26 protein-coding genes and 1 tRNA gene are annotated in these 26,242 nt (G+C 74.2%); 4 read left to right on the forward strand and 23 right to left on the reverse strand.

Features of this window, described 5'->3' with window-relative positions; translation table 11 throughout:
• Positions 1 to 42: 42 nt before the first annotated feature.
• From atpD to rpmE, 13 genes are all read right to left on the reverse strand, one after another.
• The gene (atpD, locus tag ACFVXN_RS09015; RefSeq protein WP_389230610.1) at positions 43 to 1,527 is read right to left on the reverse strand and encodes a F0F1 ATP synthase subunit beta; all 1,485 of its coding nucleotides are present in this window, start codon (positions 1,525 to 1,527) and stop codon (positions 43 to 45) included.
• 62 nt (positions 1,528 to 1,589) lie between these two features.
• Positions 1,590 to 2,483 carry a F0F1 ATP synthase subunit gamma gene (locus ACFVXN_RS09020; RefSeq protein WP_389230613.1) on the reverse strand — a complete coding sequence of 298 codons (894 nt, stop codon included), beginning with the start codon at positions 2,481 to 2,483 and terminating at the stop codon, positions 1,590 to 1,592.
• A gap of 2 nt (positions 2,484 to 2,485) precedes the next feature.
• Positions 2,486 to 4,114, reverse strand: coding sequence for a F0F1 ATP synthase subunit alpha (gene atpA / locus ACFVXN_RS09025; protein WP_389230616.1), 1,629 nt, complete (start codon positions 4,112 to 4,114; stop codon positions 2,486 to 2,488).
• 82 nt (positions 4,115 to 4,196) lie between these two features.
• Positions 4,197 to 5,009: a F0F1 ATP synthase subunit delta gene (locus ACFVXN_RS09030; RefSeq protein WP_389230619.1), complete on the reverse strand. Its 813-nt coding sequence runs from the start codon at positions 5,007 to 5,009 to the stop codon at positions 4,197 to 4,199.
• A complete protein-coding gene (locus ACFVXN_RS09035; protein WP_389230622.1) occupies positions 5,009 to 5,593 on the reverse strand; it encodes a F0F1 ATP synthase subunit B in 585 nt (194 codons plus the stop codon). The genes ACFVXN_RS09030 and ACFVXN_RS09035 overlap by 1 nt, the downstream gene beginning before the upstream one ends.
• Entirely contained in the window at positions 5,590 to 5,844 is a 255-nt protein-coding gene (gene atpE, locus ACFVXN_RS09040) for an ATP synthase F0 subunit C (RefSeq protein WP_275406264.1), read from the reverse strand. The genes ACFVXN_RS09035 and atpE overlap by 4 nt, the downstream gene beginning before the upstream one ends.
• A 97-nt stretch (positions 5,845 to 5,941) precedes the next feature.
• Positions 5,942 to 6,799: a F0F1 ATP synthase subunit A gene (gene atpB, locus ACFVXN_RS09045; protein WP_389232556.1), complete on the reverse strand. Its 858-nt coding sequence runs from the start codon at positions 6,797 to 6,799 to the stop codon at positions 5,942 to 5,944.
• 64 nt (positions 6,800 to 6,863) lie between these two features.
• On the reverse strand, positions 6,864 to 7,355 hold the full coding sequence (locus ACFVXN_RS09050; RefSeq protein ID WP_389230625.1) for a hypothetical protein: 492 nt from the start codon (positions 7,353 to 7,355) through the stop codon (positions 6,864 to 6,866).
• Positions 7,352 to 8,518, reverse strand: a complete 1,167-nt coding sequence (locus ACFVXN_RS09055; RefSeq protein ID WP_389230628.1) for an MraY family glycosyltransferase — start codon at positions 8,516 to 8,518, stop codon at positions 7,352 to 7,354. Before ACFVXN_RS09055 ends, ACFVXN_RS09050 begins: the two co-directional genes overlap by 4 nt.
• The gene (locus ACFVXN_RS09060) at positions 8,515 to 9,174 is read right to left on the reverse strand and encodes an L-threonylcarbamoyladenylate synthase (protein WP_389230631.1); all 660 of its coding nucleotides are present in this window, start codon (positions 9,172 to 9,174) and stop codon (positions 8,515 to 8,517) included. Before ACFVXN_RS09060 ends, ACFVXN_RS09055 begins: the two co-directional genes overlap by 4 nt.
• Positions 9,171 to 10,127: a peptide chain release factor N(5)-glutamine methyltransferase gene (gene prmC, locus ACFVXN_RS09065; RefSeq protein ID WP_389230634.1), complete on the reverse strand. Its 957-nt coding sequence runs from the start codon at positions 10,125 to 10,127 to the stop codon at positions 9,171 to 9,173. The genes ACFVXN_RS09060 and prmC overlap by 4 nt, the downstream gene beginning before the upstream one ends.
• Positions 10,124 to 11,218: a peptide chain release factor 1 gene (gene prfA, locus ACFVXN_RS09070; protein ID WP_389230637.1), complete on the reverse strand. Its 1,095-nt coding sequence runs from the start codon at positions 11,216 to 11,218 to the stop codon at positions 10,124 to 10,126. The genes prmC and prfA overlap by 4 nt, the downstream gene beginning before the upstream one ends.
• A gap of 136 nt (positions 11,219 to 11,354) precedes the next feature.
• Complete coding sequence (rpmE, locus tag ACFVXN_RS09075; RefSeq protein ID WP_389230640.1) at positions 11,355 to 11,570, reverse strand: 50S ribosomal protein L31; 216 nt, start codon at positions 11,568 to 11,570, stop codon at positions 11,355 to 11,357.
• A gap of 153 nt (positions 11,571 to 11,723) precedes the next feature.
• On the opposite strand from rpmE, the gene ACFVXN_RS09080 reads away from it, so the two are divergent.
• Positions 11,724 to 12,845 carry a glycosyltransferase family 4 protein gene (locus ACFVXN_RS09080; protein ID WP_389230643.1) on the forward strand — a complete coding sequence of 374 codons (1,122 nt, stop codon included), beginning with the start codon at positions 11,724 to 11,726 and terminating at the stop codon, positions 12,843 to 12,845.
• A gap of 92 nt (positions 12,846 to 12,937) precedes the next feature.
• Here ACFVXN_RS09080 and rho read toward each other — a convergent pair whose 3' ends face one another.
• The 9 genes from rho to ACFVXN_RS09125 all read right to left on the reverse strand — a co-directional run bounded on the left by rho (position 12,938) and on the right by ACFVXN_RS09125 (position 24,484).
• Entirely contained in the window at positions 12,938 to 15,109 is a 2,172-nt protein-coding gene (rho, locus tag ACFVXN_RS09085) for a transcription termination factor Rho (RefSeq protein ID WP_389230646.1), read from the reverse strand.
• Positions 15,110 to 15,380: 271 nt separating this feature from the next.
• Positions 15,381 to 16,343 carry a homoserine kinase gene (gene thrB / locus ACFVXN_RS09090; RefSeq protein WP_389230649.1) on the reverse strand — a complete coding sequence of 321 codons (963 nt, stop codon included), beginning with the start codon at positions 16,341 to 16,343 and terminating at the stop codon, positions 15,381 to 15,383.
• A gap of 7 nt (positions 16,344 to 16,350) precedes the next feature.
• Complete coding sequence (thrC, locus tag ACFVXN_RS09095) at positions 16,351 to 17,442, reverse strand: threonine synthase (RefSeq protein ID WP_389230652.1); 1,092 nt, start codon at positions 17,440 to 17,442, stop codon at positions 16,351 to 16,353.
• A complete protein-coding gene (locus ACFVXN_RS09100) occupies positions 17,442 to 18,803 on the reverse strand; it encodes a homoserine dehydrogenase (RefSeq protein WP_389230655.1) in 1,362 nt (453 codons plus the stop codon). Before ACFVXN_RS09100 ends, thrC begins: the two co-directional genes overlap by 1 nt.
• Positions 18,804 to 18,945: 142 nt before the next feature.
• Positions 18,946 to 19,284, reverse strand: a complete 339-nt coding sequence (locus tag ACFVXN_RS09105) for a HepT-like ribonuclease domain-containing protein (protein ID WP_389230659.1) — start codon at positions 19,282 to 19,284, stop codon at positions 18,946 to 18,948.
• Positions 19,281 to 19,964 carry a nucleotidyltransferase domain-containing protein gene (locus tag ACFVXN_RS09110; protein WP_389230662.1) on the reverse strand — a complete coding sequence of 228 codons (684 nt, stop codon included), beginning with the start codon at positions 19,962 to 19,964 and terminating at the stop codon, positions 19,281 to 19,283. Before ACFVXN_RS09110 ends, ACFVXN_RS09105 begins: the two co-directional genes overlap by 4 nt.
• Before the next feature lie 161 nt (positions 19,965 to 20,125).
• The gene (gene lysA, locus ACFVXN_RS09115) at positions 20,126 to 21,502 is read right to left on the reverse strand and encodes a diaminopimelate decarboxylase (RefSeq protein WP_389230665.1); all 1,377 of its coding nucleotides are present in this window, start codon (positions 21,500 to 21,502) and stop codon (positions 20,126 to 20,128) included.
• Positions 21,499 to 23,178 carry an arginine--tRNA ligase gene (gene argS, locus ACFVXN_RS09120; RefSeq protein ID WP_389230669.1) on the reverse strand — a complete coding sequence of 560 codons (1,680 nt, stop codon included), beginning with the start codon at positions 23,176 to 23,178 and terminating at the stop codon, positions 21,499 to 21,501. Before argS ends, lysA begins: the two co-directional genes overlap by 4 nt.
• Positions 23,179 to 23,209: 31 nt before the next feature.
• Entirely contained in the window at positions 23,210 to 24,484 is a 1,275-nt protein-coding gene (locus ACFVXN_RS09125) for an MFS transporter (RefSeq protein ID WP_389230672.1), read from the reverse strand.
• Positions 24,485 to 24,591: 107 nt separating this feature from the next.
• On the opposite strand from ACFVXN_RS09125, the gene ACFVXN_RS09130 reads away from it, so the two are divergent.
• Positions 24,592 to 25,245, forward strand: coding sequence for a FadR/GntR family transcriptional regulator (locus ACFVXN_RS09130; protein ID WP_389230675.1), 654 nt, complete (start codon positions 24,592 to 24,594; stop codon positions 25,243 to 25,245).
• Positions 25,246 to 25,300: 55 nt separating this feature from the next.
• Positions 25,301 to 25,373 (forward strand) — tRNA-Arg (locus tag ACFVXN_RS09135).
• Between the two features lie 68 nt (positions 25,374 to 25,441).
• On the opposite strand, the gene ACFVXN_RS09140 is transcribed toward ACFVXN_RS09135, so the two are convergent.
• Complete coding sequence (locus tag ACFVXN_RS09140; protein ID WP_389230678.1) at positions 25,442 to 25,711, reverse strand: hypothetical protein; 270 nt, start codon at positions 25,709 to 25,711, stop codon at positions 25,442 to 25,444.
• Positions 25,712 to 25,843: 132 nt separating this feature from the next.
• On the opposite strand from ACFVXN_RS09140, the gene ACFVXN_RS09145 reads away from it, so the two are divergent.
• Entirely contained in the window at positions 25,844 to 26,230 is a 387-nt protein-coding gene (locus tag ACFVXN_RS09145; RefSeq protein WP_389230681.1) for a hypothetical protein, read from the forward strand.
• Positions 26,231 to 26,242 lie beyond the last annotated feature (12 nt).

Below are 26,242 nucleotides of genomic sequence, written 5' to 3' on the forward strand. Positions count from 1 at the left end.
CTCCTGCTGCGGGGCGGGTCGGGACGGGCGGAGCGGACGTCGTCAGACGCCGTACTCCTTCTGGATGCGGGCCCAGTTGCGCTCGAGGTCCTCGAGGCCGCCGATGTTGAAGAAGGCCTGCTCGGCGATGTGGTCGAACTCGCCGTCGGCGATCTTCTGGAACGCCTCGACCGTCTCGGACACCGGGACGGTCGAGCCCACGACGCCCGTGAACTTCTCGGCCATGTAGGTGTTCTGCGACAGGAACTGCTGGATGCGACGCGCACGGCCGACGACCGTCTTGTCCTCCTCCGACAGCTCGTCCACACCGAGGATCGCGATGATGTCCTGGAGCTCCTTGTTGCGCTGCAGGATCGACTTCACGCGGGTGGCGACGTCGTAGTGCTCCTGGCCCACGTACCGCGGGTCGAGGATGCGCGAGGTCGACGCCAGCGGGTCCACCGCGGGGTACAGACCGCGCGACGCGATCTCGCGGGAGAGCTCCGTGGTGGCGTCCAGGTGCGCGAACGTCGTGGCCGGGGCCGGGTCGGTGTAGTCGTCCGCGGGGACGTAGATCGCCTGCAGCGAGGTGATCGAGTGACCGCGGGTCGAGGTGATGCGCTCCTGCAGGAGGCCCATCTCGTCGGCCAGGTTGGGCTGGTAGCCCACGGCGGACGGCATGCGGCCGAGCAGGGTCGACACCTCGGAGCCGGCCTGGGTGAACCGGAAGATGTTGTCGATGAACAGCAGCACGTCCTGCTTCTGCACGTCGCGGAAGTACTCCGCCATCGTCAGGGCGGACAGGGCGACGCGCAGACGCGTGCCCGGCGGCTCGTCCATCTGGCCGAAGACGAGGGCGGTCTTGTCGAAGACGCCCGCCTCCTCCATCTCGACGATGAGGTCGTTGCCCTCACGGGTGCGCTCGCCGACACCGGCGAACACCGACACACCGCCGTGGTCCTGCGCGACGCGCTGGATCATCTCCTGGATGAGGACCGTCTTGCCGACGCCCGCACCGCCGAACAGGCCGATCTTCCCGCCGAGCACGTACGGCGTGAGCAGGTCGATGACCTTGATGCCGGTCTCGAACATCTGGGTCTTCGACTCCAGCTGGTCGAAGGCCGGGGGCTTGCGGTGGATCGGCCAGCGCTCGGTGACCTCGAACTTCTCGCCCTCGGCGAGGTTCAGCACCTCACCGGTCACGTTGAAGACGTGGCCCTTGGTGATGTCGCCGACGGGCACGCTGATCGGCGCGCCGGTGTCCTGCACCTGGGCGCCGCGGACGAGGCCGTCGGTGGGCTTGAGCGCGATGGCGCGCACGAGCGAGTCGCCGAGGTGCTGGGCGACCTCGAGCGTCATGGTGAAGCCGCCCTGGGTCTCGCCCTCGCCCTGACCGGACATGTCGATGTGCACGGTCAGCGCGTTGTAGATGTCGGGGATCTGGTCCGCGGGGAACTCGATGTCCACGACGGGCCCGATCACACGGGCGACGCGGCCCACGCCCGGCGTGGCGGTGGTGTCCTTCGCGTCGACGGTGGTCGCGGTCATGTCTGCCTGCCTTCGGTCGTCCGCCGGGGAGCCGGCGGGCTGGTTCGGGTCGTGCGTGCGGGTCAGGAGGCGAGCGCGTCGGCGCCCGACACGATCTCGCTGATCTCCTGGGTGATCTCGGCCTGGCGGGCCTGGTTCGCCAGTCGCGTGTACATGCGGATCAGGTCCTCGGCGTTCTCCGTGGCCGTGTGCATGGCGCGCTGGCGGGAGGCGAGCTCCGACGCGGCGGCCTGCAGCAGGCAGGAGAAGATGCGGCTGCGGACGTACCGCGGCAGCAGGGCGTCCAGGACCTCGGCGGCGTTCGGCTCGAAGTCGTACAGCGGCAGGGCCTCGTGGTCACCGGCCGGTGCCACCCCCTCCACGACCTCGAGCGGCAGCATCCGGATGACCTGGGGGCGCTGGCTGACCATGTTCACGAACTGCGTGTACACGATGTGCAGCTCCCCCACGCCACCGTCCTCGGGCGCCGCGTCGAAGGCCGCGAGCAGCGTGTCCGCGACCTCCTCCGCCAGGTCCGAGGTCGGGGCGTCGGACTGGCCGGTCCAGGCGGCCGCGAGCTCGCGGTTCCGGAACCGGTAGTACGACTCGGCACGGCGGCCGCTCACGTAGAGCGCGACCTCCTTACCCTCCTGCTCGAGCTTCTCGACGAGCCGCTCGGTCTCGCGGATGACCGACGCCGAGTAGGCGCCGGCCATGCCGCGGTCGGAGGCGATGAGCAGCACCGCGACGCGGTTCGTGTCGTGACGCTCCGCGAGCAGCGGGTGCCGCACGTCGGAGTGCGTCGCCACGGCCGACACCGCGCGGGTGATCGCCCGGGCGTACGGCGCCGCGGAGGCCATCCGGGCGCGCGCACGACCGATGCGCGAGGCGGCGATCAGCTCCTGGGCGCGGAACATCTTCTTCAGCGCCTGGGTCGACTTGATCCGCTGCCGGTAGACCCGCTGCTGTCCGGCCATGCTCAGGCCTTCTTCTGGCGGACGATCTGCTCCTGCTCGACCACGGTCTCCTCGTCGTCCGACTCCCCGCCGATGAGCGGCGAGCCGTCGTGCTTGAGGAAGTTCGACCGGAACGCGTCGACCGCGGCGGCCAGCTCGGCCTCGAGGTCGTCGCCGAGCTTGCCGGTCTCCGCGATGGTCGTCAGGACCGAGGTGTTGCGGCGCAGGTGGTCGAGCAGCTCGGACTCGAACCGGCGGACGTCCTCCACCGGCACGTCGTCGAGCTTGCCCTTGGTGCCCGTCCAGATGGAGGCGACCTGGTCCTCGACCGCGAACGGCGAGTACTGGGGCTGCTTGAGCAGCTCCATCAGGCGCGCACCCCGGGTCAGCTGGGCGCGGGACGCGGCGTCCAGGTCGGACGCGAACATCGCGAACGCCTCGAGCGACCGGTACTGCGCGAGGTCCAGCTTCAGCGTGCCGGAGACCTGCTTCATCGCCTTGACCTGCGCGGCACCACCGACGCGGGACACCGAGATGCCCACGTCGACGGCCGGGCGCTGGTCCGCGTTGAACAGGTCCGACTGCAGGAAGATCTGCCCGTCGGTGATGGAGATGACGTTGGTCGGGATGTACGCCGAGACGTCGTTGGCCTTGGTCTCGATGAACGGCAGACCGGTCATCGAGCCGCCACCGAGCTCGTCGGACAGCTTCGCGCAACGCTCCAGCAGGCGGGAGTGCAGGTAGAACACGTCGCCCGGGTACGCCTCGCGGCCCGGCGGGCGGCGCAGCAGCAGCGACACGGCGCGGTAGGCCTCGGCCTGCTTCGACAGGTCGTCGAACACGATGAGGACGTGCTTGCCGCCGTACATCCAGTGCTGGCCGATGGCCGAGCCGGTGTAGGGCGCGAGGTACTTGAAGCCGGCCGGGTCGGACGCGGGGGACGCGACGATCGTCGTGTACTCCAGGGCGCCGGCCTCCTCGAGCGCGCCGCGGACGGCGGCGATCGTGGAGCCCTTCTGGCCGATGGCGACGTAGATGCAGCGGACCTGCTTGTCCGGGTCGCCCGTCTCCCAGTTGGCCTTCTGGTTGAGGATCGTGTCGATCGCGATCGCGGTCTTGCCGGTCTGGCGGTCGCCGATGACGAGCTGCCGCTGGCCGCGGCCGATCGGGATCATCGAGTCGATGGCCTTGATGCCGGTCTGCAGCGGCTCATGGACCGACTTGCGGGCCATGACGCCGGGGGCCTGCAGCTCGAGGGCGCGGCGGCCCTCCGCGACGATCTCGCCGAGGCCGTCGATCGGCTGGCCGAGCGGGTCGACCACACGACCGAGGAACGCGTCACCGATCGGGACGGACAGGACCTCGCCGGTCCGGCGGACCTCCTGGCCCTCCTCGATGCCGGTGAACTCGCCGAGCACGATCACGCCGATCTCGCGGACGTCGAGGTTGAGCGCGAGGCCCAGCGTCCCGTCCTCGAAGCGCAGCAGCTCGTTGGCCATCGCGCCGGGCAGGCCCTCGACCCGCGCGATCCCGTCGCCGGCCAGCGTGACGCGACCGACCTCCTCGGCGGCGGCGCCGGTCGGCTCGTACGTCGTGACGAAGCTGTCCAGCGCGGCGCGGATGTCCTCCGGCCGGATCTGCAGCTCGCTCATGGCATCTCTCCTGTCGTGTCGCACGCGTCCTGCGTGCGCTTCCCACGTGGTCTGGGTCAGTGCGCCGGCCCGGCGGGAGCCGTCAGCTGGCAAGTCGTCGGCGGGCGTCGGCCAGCCGGGCGAGCACCGTCGCGTCGATCACCTCGGGGCCGACCTGCACGCGCAGGCCGCCGAGCACGTGCGGGTCCACCAGGACCTGCACCTGCATGTCGCGCCCGTAGGCGCGGCCGAGGATCTCGGCGAGCCGCTGCTGCTGGGCGGCGTCGAGCTCCGCGGCGCTCGTCACGGTCGCGACCGTGCGGTTGCGCCGCTCGGCGATGAGGTCGTCGAGGTGACCCAGCGTCGCCACGTACCGGCGGCCGCGCGGCGCCACGGCGGCCCGGCGCGCGAGCACCTGGGTCGCTGCGGCCCCGGAGCCGTTCAGCAGCTTGTCGACGAGGACGCCCCGCGCGTCGGCGTGGACCGTGTCGGTGTAGAGCAGCCGACGGACCTCGCGCTGGCCGGCGAGCGCACGACCGAGCCGGAACAGCTCGACCTGGACCTGGTCCAGGTCGCCGTCCGCCTCCGCCGACGCGAGCACGGCCGAGAAGGCCAGCTGCTCGACGGCGTCCGCGAGGTCGGCCTCGGCGGACCACCGCGCGGCGACCAGGTCGCCCGCGGCGGCCACGACGCGGGGGTCCGCGCCGGTGAGCAGCCGCGTGACGAGCGCGGTCTTCGCGGCGGCCTGCGCCGACGGGTCGGTCAGGGTGCGTCGCAACGAGCCGGACGAGTCCAGCGCGTCGACCAGCGTGAACAGCTGCTCGCCGAGCAGCCGACCCTGCGTGCCGGCCTCGCGCAGCACCGGCTCGAACCGGCCCTCCGCGGCGACCAGCGACGCCCGGCTCGTCCCGCGCATCAGTTCCCCTTACCCGCGGTCGCCGTGGTCTGGGCGTCGAGGTCGTCGAGGAACCGCTCCACGACGCGCGACCGACGCGCCTCGTCCGCGAGCGACTCGCCGACGATCTTGGAGGCGAGCTCCGTGGCGAGCGAGCCGACGTCCGCGCGCAGCTGGACGGACGCCTGCTGGCGCTCGGCCTCGATCTGCGCACGCGCGGTCTCGGCGATGCGCGCCTGCTCGGTGGTCGCCTTGTCGCGGGCCTCCGCGACGATCGCCGTGGCCTCGGTGCGCGCGTCCTCGCGGATGCGCGCGGCCTCGGTGCGGGCGTCCTGGAGCTGCTGCTCGTACTCGGCCTTCGCCGCGGCAGCCTCCTCCTGGGCGTGGGCCGCCTGGGCGAGCCCGCCCTCGATCTTCTCCGTGCGCTCGTCGAGCACCGCCTGGAACTTCGGCAGCACGAGCTTGTAGAAGACGGCGGCGATGACGACGAGGACGACGAACGACCAGAAGAGGTCGTAGCTGGCCGGGACCAGCAGACGCCAGCCCTCGACCGTCTCGGTCTCCGCGGCCTGGATGCTCGCCGCGGGGAGCGCGGCGACGATCACGTGAAGAGGAAGCCGGTGATGAGGCCGAGGAGGCCGAGGACCTCGACGAAGGCCACACCGATGAACATGGTGGTCCGGAGCTGGCCGGCGACCTCGGGCTGGCGCGCCATGCCCTCGACGGTCTTGCCGATCAGGATGCCGAGGCCGATGCCCGGGCCGAGCACCGCGAGGCCGTAGCCGACGGTCGCGATGTTGCCCGAGATGGCGTTCTCGGCCGCAAGGATGACGCTGGGGTCCGCGAGAAGAGACACGCTGTGCTCGTTCCTTCCGTTTGGCCGCCGTCCGGTCGGGCGGCGGTCGTCTCAAGGGGCGCCGGGCCACGAGGGCCCTGCGCGGGGTGGTGCTGGGTCAGTGCTCCTCTTCGACCGACTGGCTGAGGTACACAGCCGTCAGGACGACGAAGATGTAGGCCTGCAGCGCGGCGACGAACACCTCGAACAGGGTGATGGCGAAGCCGCCGACGAGCGTGAGGGCACCGAACGGCATCAGCGCGCCGCTGCCCGAGTCGATCAGCAGGAACTGCGTGGCCGCGAAGCAGAGGACCAGCATCAGGTGGCCGGCGACCATGTTCGCCATGAGCCGGATGGCCAGCGTGGCGGGTCGCATCACGAACACCTGGAGGAACTCCACCGGCGTCAGCAGCACGTACAGCGGCCACGGGACGCCGGGCGGGAACAGCGAGCTCTTGAGGAACCCGCCGAGGCCGTGGGCGCGGACGCCGGCGCCGAGGTACATCGCGTAGACCCAGAGGGCCAGCATGATCGGCAGGCCGATCAGCGAGGTGCCCGCGATGTTCAGGCCCGGGATCACGCCGGTGATGTTGAACGCGAGGACCGCGAAGAACAGCGTCGTGAGGAAGGCGACGTACTTGTGCGCCTTCTCCTTGCCGATGATGTCCTCGGCGACGTTGACGCGGACGAAGTCGAGCAGCAGCTCGGCGACGTTCTGACCGCGGCGCGGCACGAGCCGCGCGCGGCGGGCCGCGACGACCATGAGCACGAGCAGCACGGCCACGGCGACGAAGCGCACGACCTGGAGTCGGTTGATCTCGTAGAACGTGTCCTCGAACCAGATGGCCGGGGGGAAGAACTCCGCGATCGACGGCTGGTGGAACCCGGACTCGCCTTCGGCTGCGAGCGGCAGGATCGTCGCAAGGCTGGACAGAGCAGTCTCCTGTAGGTCGAAGGCTCCGGCGGGCGTTCCCAGGAAGGGTCACGCCACCGGGACCCGGCCGTCGTGGGTGGTTCGGCTGGAAGCCTAGCCTACGGAATCAGATGGTCCTGTCCGGGTCGTCCGTATTCGGGACCTCGGTCCCAGACCCGGCGGGCGTCACGTAGGGCACCCTGCCGCGCGCGACCGCCCGGTAGTCGAGCAGGGCGGAGCCGATCACGGCCACCGCCACGACGACGGCGAGCACGTACCGGTCGTAGAAGTCCATGCCCCGCAGCACCGCGAGCAGGACGATGACCACGGCCAGCTTGCCGAGCCAGGTGCCCATGATGACGGCCATCATCGTGCCCGGGGCGGTGCCCGACGTCTTCAGCATCGACAGCGTGGTCGCGCCGGAGAACACCAGCGCGATGCCCGCGCCGATCAGCGCGCCCCACACGCCGGGCAGGCCGGCGACGAGGTAGCCGACGAGGGAGCCGAGGACGGCGACGCCGACCACCAGCACGACCATGTCGCGCAGGGCCCGGCGGAACACCGCGGCGGCCTCGGGGCTGTCACCCGGTCGGGGGGTGGGCTCGGGGGTCGTCGTCATCGCAGGTCCGTCCTCGGTCCGTGGTCGGGCAGGGGGTGCGGCCCGGAGGCGTGCCGCGGGGTCTCGGGTGGTCCGGGCGTGCGCCCGCGCAGCGGGCCGAGCGTCAGCAGCAGCGCCGCGACGACGCCGAGGCCCAGGCCCACCAGCACGGCGGTGGTGGAGAACCACACGAGCGCGGTCGCGGCGCCGGTGAACACCGCGGTCCACACGTACAGGATGACGACCGCGCGCCGGTGGGAGTGGCCGAGGGCGAGCATCCGGTGGTGCAGGTGCATCCGGTCCGGGTGGAACGGCGACTTGCCCGACCCCACGCGGCGGATCACCGCGAGGCCCATGTCGAGCAGGGGCAGCAGCAGCACCGCCAGCGGCAGCAGGATCGGCAGGAACGCCGGGAACGACTGGCGCGTGTTCACCACGGCCAGGTCGATCTGCCCGGTGACCTGGATGCCCGCGGCGGCGATGACCAGGCCGATCAGCATCGACCCGGAGTCGCCCATGAAGATGCGCGCGGGGTTGAAGTTGTGCGGCAGGAACCCGATGCACGCGCCCACCAGCAGCGCGATGATCAGCGTCGCCAGGCTCGAGTAGTCGCCGGGCGAGCCCTCGCGGGTCAGCTGGTAGGAGTAGAGGAAGAACCCGGTGCCGCCGATCGCGATCAGCCCGGCCGCGAGCCCGTCCAGCCCGTCGACGAAGTTCACCGCGTTCATCGCGACCACCACGGTCAGCACGGTGAGGCCGAGCCACACCCGGCTGGACCCGACGATCACGCCGTCGATCGGCAGCTGGTAGAGCGTCAGGCCCTGCCAGGCCATCACGAACGCGGCGAGCACCTGGCCGACCAGCTTGGTCATCCAGTCGAGGTCCCAGATGTCGTCCGCCACGCCGAGCGCGCACACCATCGTGGCGGCGGCGGCGATGCCGATGATCGGGCGCGGGTTGTCGAACACGTCCTGCAGGAACGGCAGCCGGCTGGCCATCAGCAGGCCCACCATGATCCCGGCCCACATCGCCAACCCGCCGAGCCGCGGCGTCGGGATCGAGTGCACGTCCCGCGACCGCACCGCGGTGATGGCACCCCAGCGCAGGGCGCACCACCGGGCGACCGGCGTCATCAGGTAGGTGGCCGCCGCGGCGATGAGCAGCAGCAGCAGGTACGCCCTCACCGGCCGGGGTCACCCACCACCGACGGCACGACCTCACGGAGCCGCTCGAGGCTGATCGCGCCCTGGCGGACCACGCGGAGCCCGTCACCCGTCGCGTCCACGATCGTCGAGGCGACCTGCCCCGGCGTGCGCCCGCCGTCGAGGTACACCTGGACGCGGTCGCCGAGCTGCTCGCGGGCCTCCTCGACCTCCAGCGCCGACGGCTGGCCCGTCCGGTTCGCGCTGGACACGGCCATCGGGCCGGTCCGGCTCAGCAGCGCCAGGGCCGCGGGGTGGTCGGGCACGCGCAGCGCGACGGTGCCGTGCGTGTCGCCCAGGTCCCACATCAGCGAGGGCTGCGCGACGCAGATGATCGTGAGCCCGCCCGGCCAGAACGCCTCGGCGAGGTCGCGCGCGGCGGCGGGCACGCCCATCGCCAGGCCGTCCAGCGTCCGCACGTCCGGCATCAGCACCGGCGGGGGCATCTGGCGGCCGCGGCCCTTGGCGGCCAGCAGCGCGGCGACGGCCTCGGGCGTGAACGCGTCCGCCCCGATGCCGTAGACGGTGTCGGTCGGCAGCACGACGAGCCCACCGCGCGAGACGGTGTGCACGGCGGCGTCGAGGGCCGGGCCCCAGGTCGCGGGGTCGGTGGCGTCGAGCGCGGCGGCGGCAGTCACGGCTGCGAGTGTCCCACGCCCGGCTGGGCGGTCGGTCGCGGCTCGCCCGGGCCGGGGTCGGGGCGGGTCGTGGCGCGGCGGCGGGCGACGAGCATCCGGGGGCGGCCGGTCAGGTCCGGCCGCGACTCGACGGCCTCGAACGCCCCCGTCGCCTCGGCGGCCTCCCGGGCAGCGGCGTCCTGCACCTCCGCGTGCTCCATCACCAGCAGGCCGCCCGGCACGAGCAGCCGGGCCGCGGCGGCCAGCACGGCGCGTGGCACCGCCAGGCCGTCCGCTCCCCCGCCGTACAGCGCGAGGTCGGGGTCGTGGTCGCGGACCTCGGGGTCCACCGGCACCGCGTCCGGCGGGATGTACGGCGGGTTCGACACGACCACGTCGACGGTGCCGTCCAGGTCGGCCAGCAGGGTCGGGTCGGTGACGTCGCCGAGCTCGACGCGCATCGTGAGCGAGCCGGAGGCGCCGCTGTTGTGCCGGGTCAGCGCGACGGCCTCCGGGGAGGCGTCCACGGCGACGACGCGCGCGCCGGGCACCTCCGTGTCCACCGACAGGGCGATGCCGCCGGCGCCGCAGCACAGGTCCACGACCAGCGGGGTGCGGCCCTCGGTGGCCAGGCGCGCGGCCTCGTCCACGGCGACCTGCGCGACGACCTCGGTCTCGGGCCGCGGGACGAACACCCCGGGCTCGACCCGCAGCGTCAGGTACCGGAACACGGTCGACCCGACGATGTGCTGCAGCGGCTCGCGCCGGCGACGCCGGTCCACGAGGTCCGCGAACTCCTCGGTGAACCCGTCCGGCACCGGGGGCGGCAGCACGAGGTCGACGCGGGGCAGCCCGAGCGCGTACGCCGCCAGCGCGGTCGCGTCGTGCCGCGGCGAGCCCACGCCGGCGTCGGCGAGCACCCGGGTCGCGCCCTCGACGAGCGCGCGCAGCGAGGGCGCGTCCGTCGCCGTCACGCCTGCTCCCCCGCCGCCGCGAGCTGCGCCGCCTCGTCCGCGTCGACGGCCGACTGGACGACCGGGCCGAGGTCGCCGTCCAGCACGGCGTCGAGGTTGTACGCCTTGTAGCCGGTGCGGTGGTCCGCGATCCGGTTCTCCGGGTAGTTGTACGTCCGGATCCGCTCGGAGCGGTCGACGGTGCGCACCTGCGACCGGCGGGCGGCGCTGGCGGCGGCCGCGGCCTCCTCCTGGCGCGCCGCGAGGATCCGGGCCCGCAGCACGCGCATCGCCTGCTCGCGGTTCTGCAGCTGGGACTTCTCGTTCTGCATCGACACGACGATGCCGGTCGGCAGGTGGGTGATCCGGACCGCGGAGTCGGTGGTGTTCACCGACTGGCCGCCCGGCCCGGACGACCGGTAGACGTCGATCCGCAGGTCGTTCGGGTCGATCTCGACCTCGCCCGGGTCGTCGACCTCGGGGAACACGAGCACGCCCGCGGCCGAGGTGTGGATCCGGCCCTGGGACTCCGTGACGGGCACCCGCTGGACGCGGTGCACGCCGCCCTCGTACTTCAGGCTCGCCCAGACGCCGTCGGCGGGGTCGGTGACCGACCCGCGCGCCTTCACGGCGACCTGGACGTCCTTGAAGCCGCCGAGGTCGGACTCGGTCGCCTCGATCGTCTCGGTCCGCCACCCCCGGCGCTCGGCGTACCGCAGGTACATCCGCAGCAGGTCGCCGGCGAACAGCGCCGACTCCTCGCCGCCCTCGCCCGCCTTGATCTCCAGGATGACGTCGCGCGCGTCGTCGGGGTCGCGCGGCACCAGGACGCGGCGCAGCCGCTCGGCGGCCTGCTCCTCCGCGGCGGCGAGCGACGGCAGCTCGGCGGCGAACGCCTCGTCCTCCTGCGCGAGCTCGCGGGCGTCGGCCAGGTCGTCGGCGGCCGCCCGCCACGCCCCGTGCGCCTGCGCGACCCGGCCGAGCTCGGCGTACCGGCGGCCCAGGTTCCGGGCCAGCGCCTGGTCCGCGTGCACCGCCGGGTCCGCGAGCTGCTGCTCGATCCGGGCGTGCTCGTCCAGCAACGGACGTGCTGCGGCGAACGGGTCGCTCATCGCTGTCTCCTGTCGGGCGCCGCCGGCCGCAGCCGGGACGCACCCTCGACCCACCGGGGCGGGAAGGGCCCCGGACATGCGAAGACGCCGGTGACCGCGGTCCGCGAGGGACCGCCGGTCACCGGCGTCGAGGTCGCTAGTTGGCCGACTTCTTGCCGTAGCGCGCCTCGAACCGGGCCACGCGGCCACCGGTGTCGAGGATCTTCTGCTTGCCCGTGTAGAACGGGTGGCAGGCGCTGCACACGTCGGCCCGGATCTCACCGGAGGTCGAGGTGGAGCGCGTGGTGAACGTGTTGCCACAGGTGCAGGTCACCTGGGTCACCACGTACTCGGGGTGGATGTCAGTCTTCACAGGTGTTCTCCTCGGGGAAGGGCCTCCGGGTCGTGCACGTGAGCCGTGACACGTGAACCGCAGACCGACGGAACAGTCTGCCAGAACAGCGGCCGGGCGCGAAATCTTCCCGGCGGTCCGGAGTCCGCCGCCGACGCCCCTACGCTGGGCGCCATGCTCCGTATCGGCCTGGTGATCGACGACGGCCTCGACCGACCGGACGGGGTGCAGCAGATCGTGCTCACGCTCGGCCGGCGGCTGACCGCCCTGGGCCACGAGGTGCACTACCTGACCTCCGCCACGACCCGCACCGACCTGCCGCACCTGCACGTGCTCGGACGCACGGTGTCGGTGAAGTTCAACGGCAACCGGCTGGGCACCCCGCTGCCCGCGTCCCGCGCCCGGATCCGGCGCCTGCTCGCCGACGTCCCGTTCGACGTCCTGCACGTGACGATGCCGTACAGCCCGGTGCTCGCCGGCCGGGTGGTGTCCGCGGCCGGTCCGCGGACCGCGGTGGTCGGGTCGTTCGTCATCTACCCGCAGGACGCGGCGACCCGGTGGGGCATCCGCGTGCTCGGCCGCCTGGAGCGACGGCGGCTGCGGCGGTTCGACGCGATCAGCGCCCTGTCGGAGGCCGCGCGCGGCTCGGTGCGCGAGGCGTACGGCCGCGACGTGCCGGTGATCGGCGGCCCCGTCGAGCTCGGCGCCGGCACCGCACCCGCGCGCACGCCCGACCCGGACGCGCCCGTGCGGATCGTGTTCCTCGGCCGGCTGGTCGAGCGCAAGGGGCCGCGCGAGCTGCTCGACGCCGCCGCCGCGATGCCGCGCACCCGTCCCTGGACGCTGACGCTCGCCGGCCGCGGGCCGCTGCTGGCCGACCTGCGCGCCCGGGCCGCCGCCGCGGGGATCGCCGACCGGGTCGACTTCCCCGGGTTCGTCGCCGAGGAGGACAAGGCCGCGCTGCTCGCGGGTGCCGACGTGGTCGCGCTGCCGTCCACCGGCGGCGAGAGCTTCGGGATGTCGGTGGTCGAGGCGCTGGCCGACGCGGGCGGGGTGGTGCTCGCCGGCGACAACCCCGGCTACCGCACGCCGATGGCCGGGCTCGAGGACCAGCTCGTGGACCCGCGCGACACCGCGGCGTTCGCCCGCACGCTGGCGCGCTGGGTCGACGACGCGGACGCGCGGGTCGCGGCGGTGGCGCCGCAGCGCGCGGCGGCGCGGCGGTTCGACGCCGACGAGATCACCCGGCAGACGCTCACCTGGTACGACGAGGCGCTGGCGCGGCGCCGCGGCTGACCCGGGCCCGGACGCGCCGCCGCTGACCGGGGCCCGGACGTGCCGCGGGGCGGCACCCCCGTGGAGGTACCGCCCCGCCGCGTCCGACTGCGTCAGTCGTCGTTCTTGCCGCCCGTGCCGGGCGAGGTCTTCTGGACCTGGAGCAGGAACTCGACGTTGCTCCGCGTGTCCCGCAGCTTGCCGAGCAGCAGCTCGATCGCCTGCTGCTGGTCGAGGCCGCCGAGGACCCGACGGAGCTTCCAGACGATCTTGAGCTCGTCCGGGGCGATGAGGATCTCCTCGCGCCGGGTGCCGGACTGGTTGACGTCCACGGCCGGGAAGATCCGCTTGTCCGCCAGCGACCGGGACAGCCGCAGCTCCATGTTCCCGGTGCCCTTGAACTCCTCGAAGATGACCTCGTCCATCTTGGAGCCGGTCTCCACCAGCGCCGAGGCGAGGATCGTCAGCGAGCCGCCGTTCTCGATGTTGCGCGCCGCACCGAAGAACCGCTTCGGCGGGTACAGCGCGGACGCGTCCACGCCACCGGACAGGATCCGCCCGGAGGCCGGGGCCGCCAGGTTGTACGCGCGGGACAGCCGGGTCAGCGAGTCGAGCAGCACCACGACGTCCTGGCCGAGCTCGACCAGCCGCTTGGCCCGCTCGATCGCCAGCTCCGCGACCATCGTGTGGTCCGACGCGGGCCGGTCGAAGGTCGAGGCGATGACCTCGCCCTTCACGGTCCGCTCCATGTCGGTGACCTCCTCGGGGCGCTCGTCGACGAGCACGACCATGAGGTGGACCTCGGGGTTGTTCGCGGTGATCGCGTTGGCGATCTGCTGCATGATGATCGTCTTGCCGGCCTTCGGGGGCGCGACGATGAGGCCGCGCTGGCCCTTGCCGATCGGGGCGACGATGTCGATGACGCGCGGCGTCAGCTGGTGCGGGTCGTTCTCGAGGCGCAGCCGGTCCTGCGGGTACAGCGGCGTGAGCTTGGAGAACTCCGGGCGCTGACGCGCCTGGTCCGGCGACATACCGTTCACCGTGTCGAGGCGCACGAGGGCGTTGGCCTTGTTCGGCCGTCCGCCCTGGCCCTGCGGCTGGGCCTCCCCCTCGCGCGGCGCGCGCACGGCACCGGTGATCGCGTCGCCGCGCCGCAGCCCGGCCTTGCGGACCTGGCCGAGCGGCAGGTAGACGTCCGTGGCACCGGGCAGGTAGCCGGTGGTGCGCACGAACGCGTACGACTCGAGGACGTCGAGGATGCCCGCGATCGGGACCAGGACGTCGTCCTCGTCGATCTCGATCTCCTCGTAGGCGCCCGCGTCACCCGCGAGCGTGCCGCGCTGGCCGCGACCGCGCTGCTTGCGGCCGTCCCGGTCGCGGTACCGGTCGCGGGAGCGCCGGCGACGACCGCCGCGCTCCTCGTCGTCCTGCTGGTCCTGGCCGCGCTGCTCCTGCGGCTGCTGGTCCTGCGGGCGCTGGTCGGGGGTGCGCTGGTCAGCTCGCTGGTCGGCGGTGCGCTGGTCCTGCGTGCGCTGCTCGGGACCGCGCTGCTGGCCGCCGTCGGCCTGCCCCCGCGACTGGTCCTGCGTGCGCTGCTGGCGCTGGCCGTCGCGCGCGCCGCGGCCCTCGCGGTCGCCGCCGGACGTCGGGCCCTCGGGGAGGGTGACGTCCACGGTCGGCGCCCCGGCGCCGCGACCGGCACGCCGGGAGCGGCGCTCGCCGGCGCCGTCCGACCCGCGGGCGGGCCGGTCCTCGGCGGGCTGGGCGTGCTGCCGGCTGTCGAGAGCGGCCTCCAGCCCGGCGAGCACGTCGACCGCGCGGCCGCGTGCCTCGGTGCCGCGCGCCTCGGTGCCACGGGCCTCGGAGGCGGGGGTCTCGGAGGCGGGGGTCTCGGAGCCGCGGGCCTCGGCGGGCGGCGCCGCGGACTCGGCGCGCGCGGAGCGGCGTCGACCTGCGCGCGGGGCGTCCTCGCCGGCGGGGACGGACGGGGCCGTCGCCGGCGCGGTGCTCGTCGAGGCCGAGGACGTCGGCGCGGCGGCGGGGGCGGCGTCGCCCTCGGGTCGGCCGGCGTCGCGGGTCGCGGAGCGGCGGGCGCGTCCGGTGCCGGCGCCGTCCTTGGCCGTGATGGCCTCGACCAGGTCGCTCTTGCGCATCCGGGACGTCCCGGTCACGCCGAGCTGCGCGGCCAGGGCCTGGAGCTCGGGCATCCGCATCGCCGCGATGGCGCCGCTCCGGGTGGAGCCGCCGGAGACCGTGCTCACGGCGGGCTCGATGGTTTCTGTCACGAAGGACCCTTCCCCCTCGTCAGGGACCGGCACCCGCGTTGGGGGGCGCGATCCGTGTCCGGCCCTCGAACGGGTCCGGCACGTCTGGTGTGGCCGCACCGGTCGCGCAGGAGCGTCGACGTGGGTGGGCTGGACGTTCCCGGTCTCGGATCACGTGGGACCCGGGCCCTTTCCGCGGGGCGGGGCACCTGAGCGGCGCTGCACCGGAAGAAGGCTGAGCGGATATCAGGACGAGGTCCGGGGAACCCCCGCAGCATAGCACCGCGGGGGTTCAGGCCAGGCGGCGCCAGGTCGCCCCGGTGGGGTCGATCCCCAGGTGCACGATGCGCCAGCCGCCCATCGCCCCGCCGAACACCCGCTCCAGCGCGTCGTCCGCGTCCGTCGGGGTGGTGGCGGGGTCCGCGATCTCACCCGCTGCCCGCGCCAGCACGAGGACCGTGGGCCCCGCCCCGGACACGACGGCGGCCACGCCACGGGCGCGCAGCGCGTCCACGAGGGCCATGCTCTCGGCCATCACCGGGCGCCGGTACCCCTGGTGGAGCCGGTCCTCGGTCGCGGGCAGCAGCAGGTCGGGACGCCTGCCGAGCGCCTCGACGAGCAGCGCCGACCGGCCCGCCTGGAACGCCGCGTCGCCGTGCGGCACCTGGGCGGGGAGCACCCCGCGGGCGTGCGACGTCGCGAGGCGGGTGCCGGGGACCACCGCGATCGGCAGCACCGTCGGGTCGACCGGCAGCCGTGCCGCGTGCACGCCGGAGCCGGCCGGCTCCGTGTCCGACCAGGCCACCGTCGCGCCGCCGAGCAGCGCGGGGGCGGCGTTGTCGGGGTGCCCCTCGAGCTCCGTCGCCAGGCGCAGGACCACGTCGTCGTCGAGCGACTCCGGCTCGGACACCAGCGCCCGCGCCGCGAGCAGCCCGGCGACGACCGCGGCCGCGGACGACCCCAGGCCCCGGCCGTGCGGGATGCGGTTCCGGCAGGTCAGGTGCAGGCCGGTCTGCGGGGCGCCGACGTGGTCGAGGGCGTGCCGCAGCGCCCGGACCACGAGGTGGTCCTCGCCGCCCGGCACCTCGTCCGCGCCCTCGCCGACGACGTCCACGACGACGTCCGCCGACCCGAGAGCCCGGACCTCGACGTCGTCGTACAGGGCGAGCGCCAGGCCGAGCGCGTCGAACCCCGGCCCGAGGTTGGCGCTCGTCGCGGGGACGCGGACGCGCGCCCGGTCGGATCCCAGTCGCATCGCGGGCTCAGCCCAGGCCGAGCGCGGCGGCGATCTCCACCACGTCCGGTCGGACGCGCGTCGTCTCGACGTCGGAGCCGTCGGCGGTGCGCAGCGCCCACTGCGGGTCCTTGAGCCCGTGGCCCGTGACGGTGACGACGATGCGCGCGCCCGCGGGGACCCGACCCTGCTCGGCGAGCTTGAGGATGCCCGCCACGCCCGCGGCGGACGCCGGCTCGACGAACACGCCGACCTGGGAGGACAGCACGCGGTGCGCCGCGAGGATCTCGTCGTCGGTCACGGCCTCGATCAGGCCGCCGGACAGGTCGCGCGCGGCCTCGGCCTGCGTCCACGACGCCGGGTTGCCGATCCGGATGGCCGTCGCGATGGTCTCCGGCTCGGTGATCGGGTAGCCCGCGACGATCGGCGCGGCGCCGGCCGCCTGGAAGCCCCACATGATCGGGGTGTGCGTGGCGACGGCGTCGTGCTCGGCGCCCGCGTCGAGGCCCGCGTACTCGCGGAAGCCCTTCCAGTACGCGGTGATGTTGCCCGCGTTGCCGACGGGCAGCGCGTGGATGTCCGGGGCGTCGCCGAGGGCGTCGACGATCTCGAACGCGCCCGTCTTCTGGCCCTCGATGCGGTCGGGGTTGACCGAGTTCACGAGCTCCACCGGGTACGCCTCCGCGAGCTTGCGCGCGGCGACCAGGCAGTCGTCGAAGTTCCCGTCGACCTGGAGCAGGCGCGCGCCGTGCGCGACGGCCTGGCTGAGCTTGCCCATCGCGATCTTGCCGTCCGGCACCAGCACGGCGCAGACCATGCCCGCCGCGGTGGCGTAGGCGGCGGCGGACGCCGACGTGTTGCCGGTGGACGCGCACACGACGGCCTTCGCCCCGCGGCCGGCGGCCGCCGAGATCGCGGTGGTCATGCCGCGGTCCTTGAACGACCCCGTCGGGTTCATCCCCTCGACCTTGACGAACACCTCCGCGCCGGTGAGGGCCGAGAGCGCGGGCGCCTCGACGAGCGGCGTGCCGCCCTCCCCCAGCGTCACGACGTGCTGCTGCACGTGGGCGGGCAGCCGGTCGGCGTACTCGCGGATCACGCCGCGCCACTGGTGTGCCATCAGGCTCCCTCGACTCGCAGGACGGACACGACCGCGCGCACGGAGGCGAGGTCGTCGATCGCGGCGACGGTGGCGGCCAGCGCGGCCTCCGGCGCCTCGTGCGTGGTGATGACGAGGCGGGCGACGCCCGGGGCCTCGTCGGTGCTGGCGCCGTCGGCGGGCGACTGGCGCACCGCCTCGATCGACACGCCGTGCTCGGCGAGCACCGCGGACACCTGGGCGAGCACGCCCGGCCGGTCGTCGACGTCGAGCCGCACCTGGTAGCGGGTCCGCGCCGACTCGGCGGGCAGCACGGGCAGCGCCGCGTACCAGGACTCCGCGGGACCGCGGCCCCCGTGCACCCGGTGCCGCGCGGCGGACACGACGTCGCCGAGCACCGCGGACGCCGTCGGCGCACCACCGGCCCCGCGGCCGTAGAACATGAGCTCGCCGGCGGCCTCGGCCTCGACGAACACGGCGTTGAACGCGCCGCGCACGCCCGCGAGCGGGTGGGTCAGCGGCACGAGCGCCGGGTGGACACGGACCTGGACGCCGTCCCGGCCGTCGTCGGCTGTGCGCCGGTCGGCGATGGCGAGCAGCTTGATGACGTGCCCGGTGCGCGCGGCCCACGCGACGTCGTCCGCGGTGACGGACATGATCCCCTGGCGGTCGACGTCGTCGATCGACACCCGGGTGTGGAACGCGAGCGAGGCGAGGATCGCGGCCTTCGCGGCGGCGTCGTAGCCCTCGACGTCGGCGGTCGGGTCGGCCTCCGCGTACCCGAGCGCCTGCGCCTCGGCCACCGCGTCCGCGAGCTCCATGCCCTCGGTCGCCATCCGGTCGAGCACGTAGTTGGTGGTGCCGTTGACGATGCCGAGCACGCGGTGCACGCGGTCGCCCGTGAGCGACTCGCGGACCGGTCGGACCAGGGGGATGGCACCCGCGACCGCGGCCTCGAAGTAGAGGTCGACCCCGGCGGCGTCGGCCGCCTGGTAGAGCGTCGGGCCGTCCTCGGCGAGCAGGGCCTTGTTCGCGGTCACGACCGCCGCGCCGTGCTCGATCGCCCGGAGCAGCAGGGACCGGGCGGGCTCGATCCCGCCGACGACCTCGACGACGACGTCCGCGCGCGCCACCAGGCCGTCCGCGTCGGAGGTCAGCAGCGCCCGGTCGACGACGGGGTCGCGCGGGGCGTCCACGTCGCGGACGGCGACGCCGACGAGCTCCAGCGGCGCTCCCACGCGGGCCGCGAGGTCCTGCGCCTGCGTCGTGAGCAGCCGGACGACCTCGGTCCCGACGACGCCGCAGCCGAGCAGGGCCACGCGCACGGCGGGTCGGTCGCCGGAAGGCGTGGCGGGTCGGACGGTCTCGTCGCGTGCAGTCACCGCGTACGCCTCTCGATCACGCCCGGTCGGTCCGGGTCCTGGGTGCTCGGGCCGGGCACGAGGCCGGGCCGGACCACAGGATAGGGGTCGCCCCCGTCGCACCCGTGCCTCATCCACACCCTGGGCGGAGGGGACGCGCGCGTCACGACGACCCCGTCCCGGACGCGGCGACGACGCGCAGTCGCTCCTCCAGCGCGTCGAGCCGGGTCGCCACCGCCGCACGGATCACGTCGGCGTCGACGACGGAGTAGCCGTGCGCGATCCGGTTCCGGGTCGAGCGCACCGCCGGCCACTCCTGGTCGCACACCGCGTCGCGCACGTCCGGCGGCAGCTGGCCGATGCAGTCGAGAGCGCTCGACCGACGCAGGGAGATCGCGTCGATCGCCGTGCGCGACTCCACCCCTGCGAGCCAGACGTGCTCCCGCAGCACGTCCAGGTGCTCCAGCGCCTCGTCCGCCAGGTCCGCCGCAGTCCGCCTCACAGCGCGATCGCCTCGACCGTGCGTGCCACCCGCGGCTTGAGCATCCGCGCCGGGACGACGTCGACGGGGCGTCCCAGGATCTCCACGAGCGCGACCTCCATCCGCCCGAGGTCGAACAGGCTCGTCCCCGGGTCGAGGTCGACCAGCAGGTCGACGTCCGACTCCGGCCCGTCCTCCCCTCGCGCCACGGACCCGAACACCCGCACGTTGGTCCCGCCGTTGCGCGCGGCCGTGGCGACGATCGCGTCCCGGTGGCGTCCGAGGACCCGGCTGAGCATCGTCTCCGGGGCAGGTGCGTCGGTGGGCGCGTGCGGACCCCCGTCCGCGAGCTCGACGTCACCGGGCGCGTGGACGAGGTCCACCCGGCGCAGCAGCCGACCGACCTCCGGCTGGCTGCGGCCGAGCGCGGCGGCGATCCGGCGCTGGCTCCAGCCCAGTCCGGCCGCCTGCCGCGCGGCGGTCACGAGCGACCGCGACGCCTCGGCCCGCAGCCGGTCCGCGCGTGCGGCCGTGTCCGCCAGGTAGGCGCCGAACGCCTGCTCGACCGGGGAGCCCGGGGGCGTCCCGCCCGGCGTCGGCCCGTCGTCCACCCGGTCGCCCGGCCCGCCACCGTCCGCCTCGACCCCGTCTGCCTCTACCCCGTTCGCCTCGACCCCGTCCGACCCGTCACCGTCCACCACGTCGACCTCCGTCCCGTCACGACGCCCCGTCCGCGCCGTGAGAGCACATGCTGTCGGCGCTGGTCGCCGACGGGAACCCCCACTTCTGCGCCTGGGGACGACGCAGCCCCCGGGTGGATCCACCCGGGGGCTGCGTCGGTCGGACGTCGTCGCGCGCCGCGTCAGCCGAGGTCGAGCGCCAGCAGGTCGTCCTCGGTCTCGCGGCGCACCAGCACGCGCGTCGACCCGTCGCGCACGGCCACGACCGGCGGGCGCGGCACGTGGTTGTAGGTCGAGGCCATCGACCGCCCGTAGGCGCCGGTCGCCGCGACGGCCAGCAGGTCGCCGGGCGCGACGTCGGCGGGCAGCTGCACCTCGTGCACGACGATGTCGCCGCTCTCGCAGTGCTTGCCGACCACCCGGGCGAGCACGGTCCGCCCCGCGCCCGGTCGGCCGACGAGGGCCGCGTGGTAGTGCGCGCCGTAGAGCGCGGGCCGGATGTTGTCGCTCATGCCGCCGTCCACCGCGACGTACAGCCGGGTCCGGCCGTCCTCGGTGGTGACCGGCTTGACGGTGCCGACGGTGTAGAGCGTCAGCGTGGTCGGGCCGACGACCGCGCGGCCGGGCTCGAACGACAGCCGCGGCACGGGCGTGCCGAGCGTCGCGCACGCCTCGTCGACGGCCGCTGCGAGGTCCTTCGCGACGCGCTCGGGGTCGAGCGGCACCTCCCCCGGCAGGTACGCGATGCCGAAGCCGCCGCCCAGGTCGACCTCGGGCACGAGGTACCCGGTGCGCGCGGCGAGGTCGGCGCGCAGGCCGAGGACGCTGCGGGCGGCGACGGCGAACCCGGCGGGGTCGAGGATCTGCGACCCGATGTGCGAGTGGATGCCGAGCAGGCGCAGCTCGGGGTGGTCGAGCACGGCCGTGAGCGCGGTCATCGCGGGGCTGTCGCCGCCGGTGGCCGGTGCGGCGACGGACAGGCCGAACTTCTGGTCCTCGTGCGCCGTGGAGATGTACTCGTGGCCGCCGGCGTGCACGCCCGTGGTCACGCGGACCATCACGGGTGCGGGGGGCGCGCCGTCCCCGCGGGCACGGACGGCCGCGACGACGCGGTCGACCTCGCCGAGCGAGTCGACGATCAGCCGCCCGACTCCGGCGTCGAGCGCGCGGGCGATCTCGGCGTCGGACTTGTTGTTGCCGTGCAGGCCGATGTCGGCGCCGGGGACCCCGGCGCGCAGCGCGACGGCGAGCTCCCCGCCGGTGGCCGTGTCGACGCGCAGCCCCTCCTCGTGCGCCCAGCGGGCGACCGCGACGGACAGGAACGCCTTGCCGGCGTAGTAGACGTCGGTCTCGGCCCCGATCCCCGCGAAGGCGCCCGCCAGCGCGGTGCGCCAGGCGCGCGCCCGTGCCCGGAAGTCGGCCTCGTCCAGCACGTAGGCCGGGGTCCCCTGCGCCGAGGCGAGGTCGCGGACGTCCACGCCCGCGACCCGCACGGCCCCGTCGGCGCCCCGGACCGCGTGCGCGGGCCACGGGCTCCCGAGCGGCGAGGCGACGGTCACTTCCGCTCCGGCGCGCTGACCCCGAGCATCGCGAGACCGTTGGCGAGCACCTGCCGGGTGGCGTCGTTCAGCCACAGGCGCGTGCGGTGCACGTCCGAGACCTCCTCGTCGCCGAACGGCATGACGCGGCGCTGCTCGTACCACTTCTGGTAGGCACCGGCGAGCTCCTCGAGGTACCGGGCGACGCGGTGCGGCTCGCGCAGCTCCGCGGCCTGGGCCACGATCCGCGGCAGCTCGGCGATCTGCCCGAGCAGCGCGGCCTCGGTCGGGTGGTCGAGCAGCGACGCGTCGAACCCGTCCTCGCGGCGCACCCCGGCCTCGGCGGCGTTGCGCGCGACCGAGCAGGTCCGGGCGTGCGCGTACTGCACGTAGTGGACCGGGTTCTCGTTGGTGGCGCTGGCCAGCAGGTCGAGGTCCAGGTCGATGGACGAGTCCGCCGAGGACCGCGCCAGGGCGTACCGCGCGGCGTCGACGCCCACGGCGTCCACCAGGTCCTCGAGGGTGACGACCGTGCCCGCGCGCTTGCTCATCCGCATCGGCTGGCCGTCGCGGACCAGGTTGACCATCTGGCCGATCAGGATCTCGAGGTTGACGCCCGGGGTGTCGCCGAACGCGGCGCACATCGCCATCATCCGGCCGATGTACCCGTGGTGGTCGGCGCCGAGCATGATGATGACGCGGTCGAACCCGCGCTCGCGCTTGTCCAGGTAGTAGGCCAGGTCGCCCGCGATGTACGCGGCCTCGCCGTCGGACTTGACGATGACGCGGTCCTTGTCGTCGCCGAAGTCGGTGGTCCGCAGCCAGGTCGCGCCGTCGGCCTCGAAGATGTGCCCGTTCTCGCGCAGGCGGGCGACCGCGCGGTCGACGGCACCGGTCTCGTGCAGCGTGTCCTCGTGGAAGTAGACGTCGAAGTCGACGCCGAACTCGTGCAGCGCCTGCTTGATCTCGCCGAACATCAGCTCGACGCCGCGGGCGCGGAACGCCTCCTGCGCCTCGGCATCGGGCAGCGTGCGGGGGTCGGGCTCGCCGGCGGCGACGGCCTGCTCGATCACGGCGTCGGCGATGTCGGCGATGTACTGGCCGCCGTAGCCGTCCTCCGGCGCCTCCTCGCCCTTCGCGCGGGCGAGCAGGGAGCGGGCGAACCGGTCGATCTGCGCGCCGTGGTCGTTGAAGTAGTACTCGCGGCCGACCCGGGCGCCGGACGCCTCGAGCACGCGCGCGAGGCTGTCGCCGACCGCGGCCCAGCGGACGCCGCCGATGTGGATCGGGCCGGTGGGGTTCGCGGACACGAACTCGAGGTTGATGCTCTGACCCGCGAGCGACGTGCCGTGGCCGTACGTGGCGCCGGCCTCGACGACGGAGCGCGCGAGCTCGCCCGCGGCGGCCGCGTCGAGCGTGATGTTGAGGAACCCGGGGCCGGCGACGTCGACCTTCGCGACGCCCGGGGCGTCGGCGAGACGGCGCGCGAGCTCCTCGGCGAAGGCCCGCGGGCTGGTGCCGGCCTTCTTGGCGAGCTGCAGCGCGACGTTGGTGGCCCAGTCGCCGTGCTCGCGCTGCCGGGGTCGCTCCACGTGCACGGTGGCGGGCAGGTCGGCGGCGTCCAGGGCGAAGGTCCCGTCGGCGACGGCGCCCGCGAGGGCGGCGCGCAGGGACTCGGAGAGCTCAGCGGGGGTCACCGGACAAGCGTAGCGAGACCGCGCCCGTGCCTCAGACCTCGCGCGGGGCCCGCGGACCCCAGGTGTCCTCGAGCATCACCGGCCGGCAGGCCACGGTCGCCGCGCCCAGGAGCACCACGAGCGTGCCGAGCAGGAACAGCAGGGCCGCGGTCCAGCCGCCGGTCGCGTCGTACAGGACGCCGATCAGCAGCGGGCCGGTGCCGGCGATCGCGTACCCGACGCCCTGCGTGAACCCGGACAGCGAGGCCGCGCCGGCCGCGGTGCGGGTGCGCAGGTTGATGAGGGCGAGCAGCACGGGGAACGCGCCGGGCCCGAACCCGCCGAGCAGGATCCACAGCCACACAGGGCCGCCCGGGGCGAGCAGCAGACCGACGTAGGACGCCGCGAAGCACGCGACGAAGAACACGACGAGCCCGATCGGGTTGCGCATCCGGGCCGCCGCGATCGGCGCCACCAGCGCGGGCGGCAGCCCGAGGATCGCGAACACCGACAGCCAGATCCCGGCGTCGTGCGCCGACGTGCCGCCGTCGATGAGGATCTGCGGCAGCCACGCGAACATCGCGTACGAGTCGAGCGAGTTCATCGCGAAGGTCACCGCCATCCCCCACGCCAGCGGGCTGCGCCACACCCGGCCGCCGGCGCGGTGCCGGGACGTCAGCGCGGGCGTGGTCGCCGGCGCCCTCCGCAGCAGGCCGGACAGCTGCGTGCGCGCCGCCGCGGACCGCACGACGACGACCAGCCACGGCGCCGCCGCCAGGACGCCGACGACGGCCCAGATCGACAGCGACGTCCGCCACCCCAGCCGCTCGGCGACCGGGACGGCGAGCAGGGCGGGCAGCGCGGTGCTGAACGACATCGTCACCGAGTAGATCGACGTGACCACGCCGATCCGGTCCGGGAAGTACCGCTTCACCACCGGCGGCAGCAGCACGTTGCCCATGCCCATCCCGGCCAGCGCGATCACCGACCAGCCGAGGAACCCCACGGCGGTCGACGTGCCGGAGCGCACGATCTCGCCCGTGACGGACAGCAGCATCGCCGCGATCAGCAGCGGCTCCAGGCCCACCCGCCGCGCGAGCACCGGCGTCAGCGACCCGAACACCGCGAACGAGACGACCGGGATGGTCCCCAGCAGCCCGGCCTCGGTCGCGGACAGCGCCACGTCCGCCCGCACCAGGTCGAGGATCGGCGACACCGACGCGACCGCGATCCGCAGGTTCAGCGCGACCAGCACCACCCCGAGCAGGACGACGCGGCGGCCCCGCCACGGTGCGGGCAGGGCGGCGGACGGGGATGCAGACGACATGCGACCTCGGGGACGGGGGTGGCGAGGGCGCGCGGCGGTGGGCGCTGGCGGACGGGTGCCGGGTTCGTGTTGAATCGCGGCACAACTGACCAGGGAGACTACTCCGCATGACGCGACGCACCGGCCTCATCGACGCGACGGTGGCGCAGCTCCGCACGCGCATCACGTCCGGGGAGTGGCCCGTCGGCACCCGCATCCCGCCGGAGCCCCGGCTGGTCGAGCTGCTCGGCGTCGGCCGCAACACCGTGCGCGAGGCCGTGCAGTCCCTGGTGCACGCGGGTCTGGTCGAGCGGCGGCAGGGCTCCGGCACCTACGTGCTGTCCGCGTCCGAGCTCGCGGTGAGCATGGGCCGGCAGATCGCCGACGCCCGGCAGCGCGACGTCATCGAGGTCCGACGCAGCCTGGAGGTCGAGGCCGCCCGGCTCGCCGCCCGGCGCCGCACCACGAGCGACGTGGCGACGATCACGACGCTGCGCGACGAGCGCGCCGAGGCGTACCGCTCCGGGGCGCTGGACCGGATGGTCGCCGCCGACCTGGCGCTGCACCGCGCCATCGCCCGCGCCGCCCGCAACCCCGTGCTGCTGTCGATGTACGAGAACCTGGTCGGCGCGATCACCGACAACATCCGGTTCAACTTCGCGCAGATCCTGCAGGACGGCGACAACCACGACGCGCTCGTGGAGGCCATCGTCGCCGGCGACGACCGCCGCGCGGTCGAGGAGACGACGTCGTACCTGTCCGGGCTGCTCGGGGAGGACTGAAGGGCTGGTAGTCTCGTGCCTCGCGCCGATCGGTCACGGTCGAGCGGTGCGGTCCGCCCTCGTAGCTCAGTGGATAGAGCGTCTGCCTCCGGAGCAGAAGGTCGTAGGTTCGAATCCTATCGAGGGCACGTACGCACGAAGGCCCGGCACCCACGAGGTGCCGGGCCTTCGTCGTCCTCCGCGAGGGCGTCTGCCGCTACCAGCCCGCGACGTTCCGCAGCCCGTGCGACGGCGTGAGCCGCACCAGGGTCGACCCGAGCGCGTCGGACAGCTCGACGCCCACCGAGGCGCTCCGCCCGCGCTGGTGGCGGGCGACCCACTCGAACACCTCGAGCGCGTCGTCCACGTCGACCAGCCGCCACCGCTCGGCGGGGGCGCCGCGTCCGGCGGCGAACTCGACGAGGTAGGTCGGGGCGTCGACCTGCACCCCCGTGTACCGCGTGCCCACGTCGCGCACCGTCTGCATGGTCGTCCTCCTCGTCGTGGCGGTGGACGCGAGTCTGCGCGGGCCCGGTGAACGCGGGGCGACCGCGCGGCGACGACGACCGGGCCGACGGCTGTCGACCAGCGCCGCCCGGCCGTCGGGTAGCGTCGGCGCGTGCCCCGTCGACGCCCTCCCGCGGTGCCTGGCCTGGTCACCCGCGTCGAGCCCCTCGCCCCGGGCGAGGCCCACGTGGACCCGGCCGACCCGCGCGGGCTGCGCCGGTGCGCGGACGCCTCTGGTGCGTGGGGCTGGCGGGCCCGCGCGGTCGCCCCGGTCGCCGGCGCGCTGGCGGTCCTCGCCGTGGTCGTGGCCGTCGACCGGGGGTCCTGGTGGCCGCTCGGGGCGGCCGCCCTGTCGCTGCTGGCCGCGTTCGCGGCGTCCGACACGCTCGCGCGGTTCGACCGCTCGGCCCGCGACCGACGGGCATCGGCCCGGGTGGCCGGCGGCCTGGGCGTCGCGCTCGTGCTGCTGCTCGCCAGCACCGTCTTCTACGCCCGTTGACCGCCGGCCGAC

The sequence above is a fragment of the Cellulomonas sp. NPDC058312 genome, from assembly GCF_042880135.1.
Classification (GTDB): domain Bacteria; phylum Actinomycetota; class Actinomycetes; order Actinomycetales; family Cellulomonadaceae; genus Cellulomonas.

Coding starts and splice junctions, on each gene's coding strand:
- atpD (WP_389230610.1), bottom strand. CDS start 1,527: ATGACCGCGACCACCGTCGACGCGAAGGACACCACCGCCACGCCGGGC.
- ACFVXN_RS09020 (WP_389230613.1), bottom strand. CDS start 2,483: ATGGCCGGACAGCAGCGGGTCTACCGGCAGCGGATCAAGTCGACCCAG.
- atpA (WP_389230616.1), bottom strand. CDS start 4,114: ATGAGCGAGCTGCAGATCCGGCCGGAGGACATCCGCGCCGCGCTGGAC.
- ACFVXN_RS09030 (WP_389230619.1), bottom strand. CDS start 5,009: ATGCGCGGGACGAGCCGGGCGTCGCTGGTCGCCGCGGAGGGCCGGTTC.
- ACFVXN_RS09050 (WP_389230625.1), bottom strand. CDS start 7,355: ATGACGACGACCCCCGAGCCCACCCCCCGACCGGGTGACAGCCCCGAG.
- prfA (WP_389230637.1), bottom strand. CDS start 11,218: ATGAGCGACCCGTTCGCCGCAGCACGTCCGTTGCTGGACGAGCACGCC.
- ACFVXN_RS09080 (WP_389230643.1), top strand. CDS start 11,724: ATGCTCCGTATCGGCCTGGTGATCGACGACGGCCTCGACCGACCGGAC.
- thrB (WP_389230649.1), bottom strand. CDS start 16,343: ATGCGACTGGGATCCGACCGGGCGCGCGTCCGCGTCCCCGCGACGAGC.
- thrC (WP_389230652.1), bottom strand. CDS start 17,442: ATGGCACACCAGTGGCGCGGCGTGATCCGCGAGTACGCCGACCGGCTG.
- ACFVXN_RS09125 (WP_389230672.1), bottom strand. CDS start 24,484: ATGTCGTCTGCATCCCCGTCCGCCGCCCTGCCCGCACCGTGGCGGGGC.
- ACFVXN_RS09130 (WP_389230675.1), top strand. CDS start 24,592: ATGACGCGACGCACCGGCCTCATCGACGCGACGGTGGCGCAGCTCCGC.
- ACFVXN_RS09140 (WP_389230678.1), bottom strand. CDS start 25,711: ATGCAGACGGTGCGCGACGTGGGCACGCGGTACACGGGGGTGCAGGTC.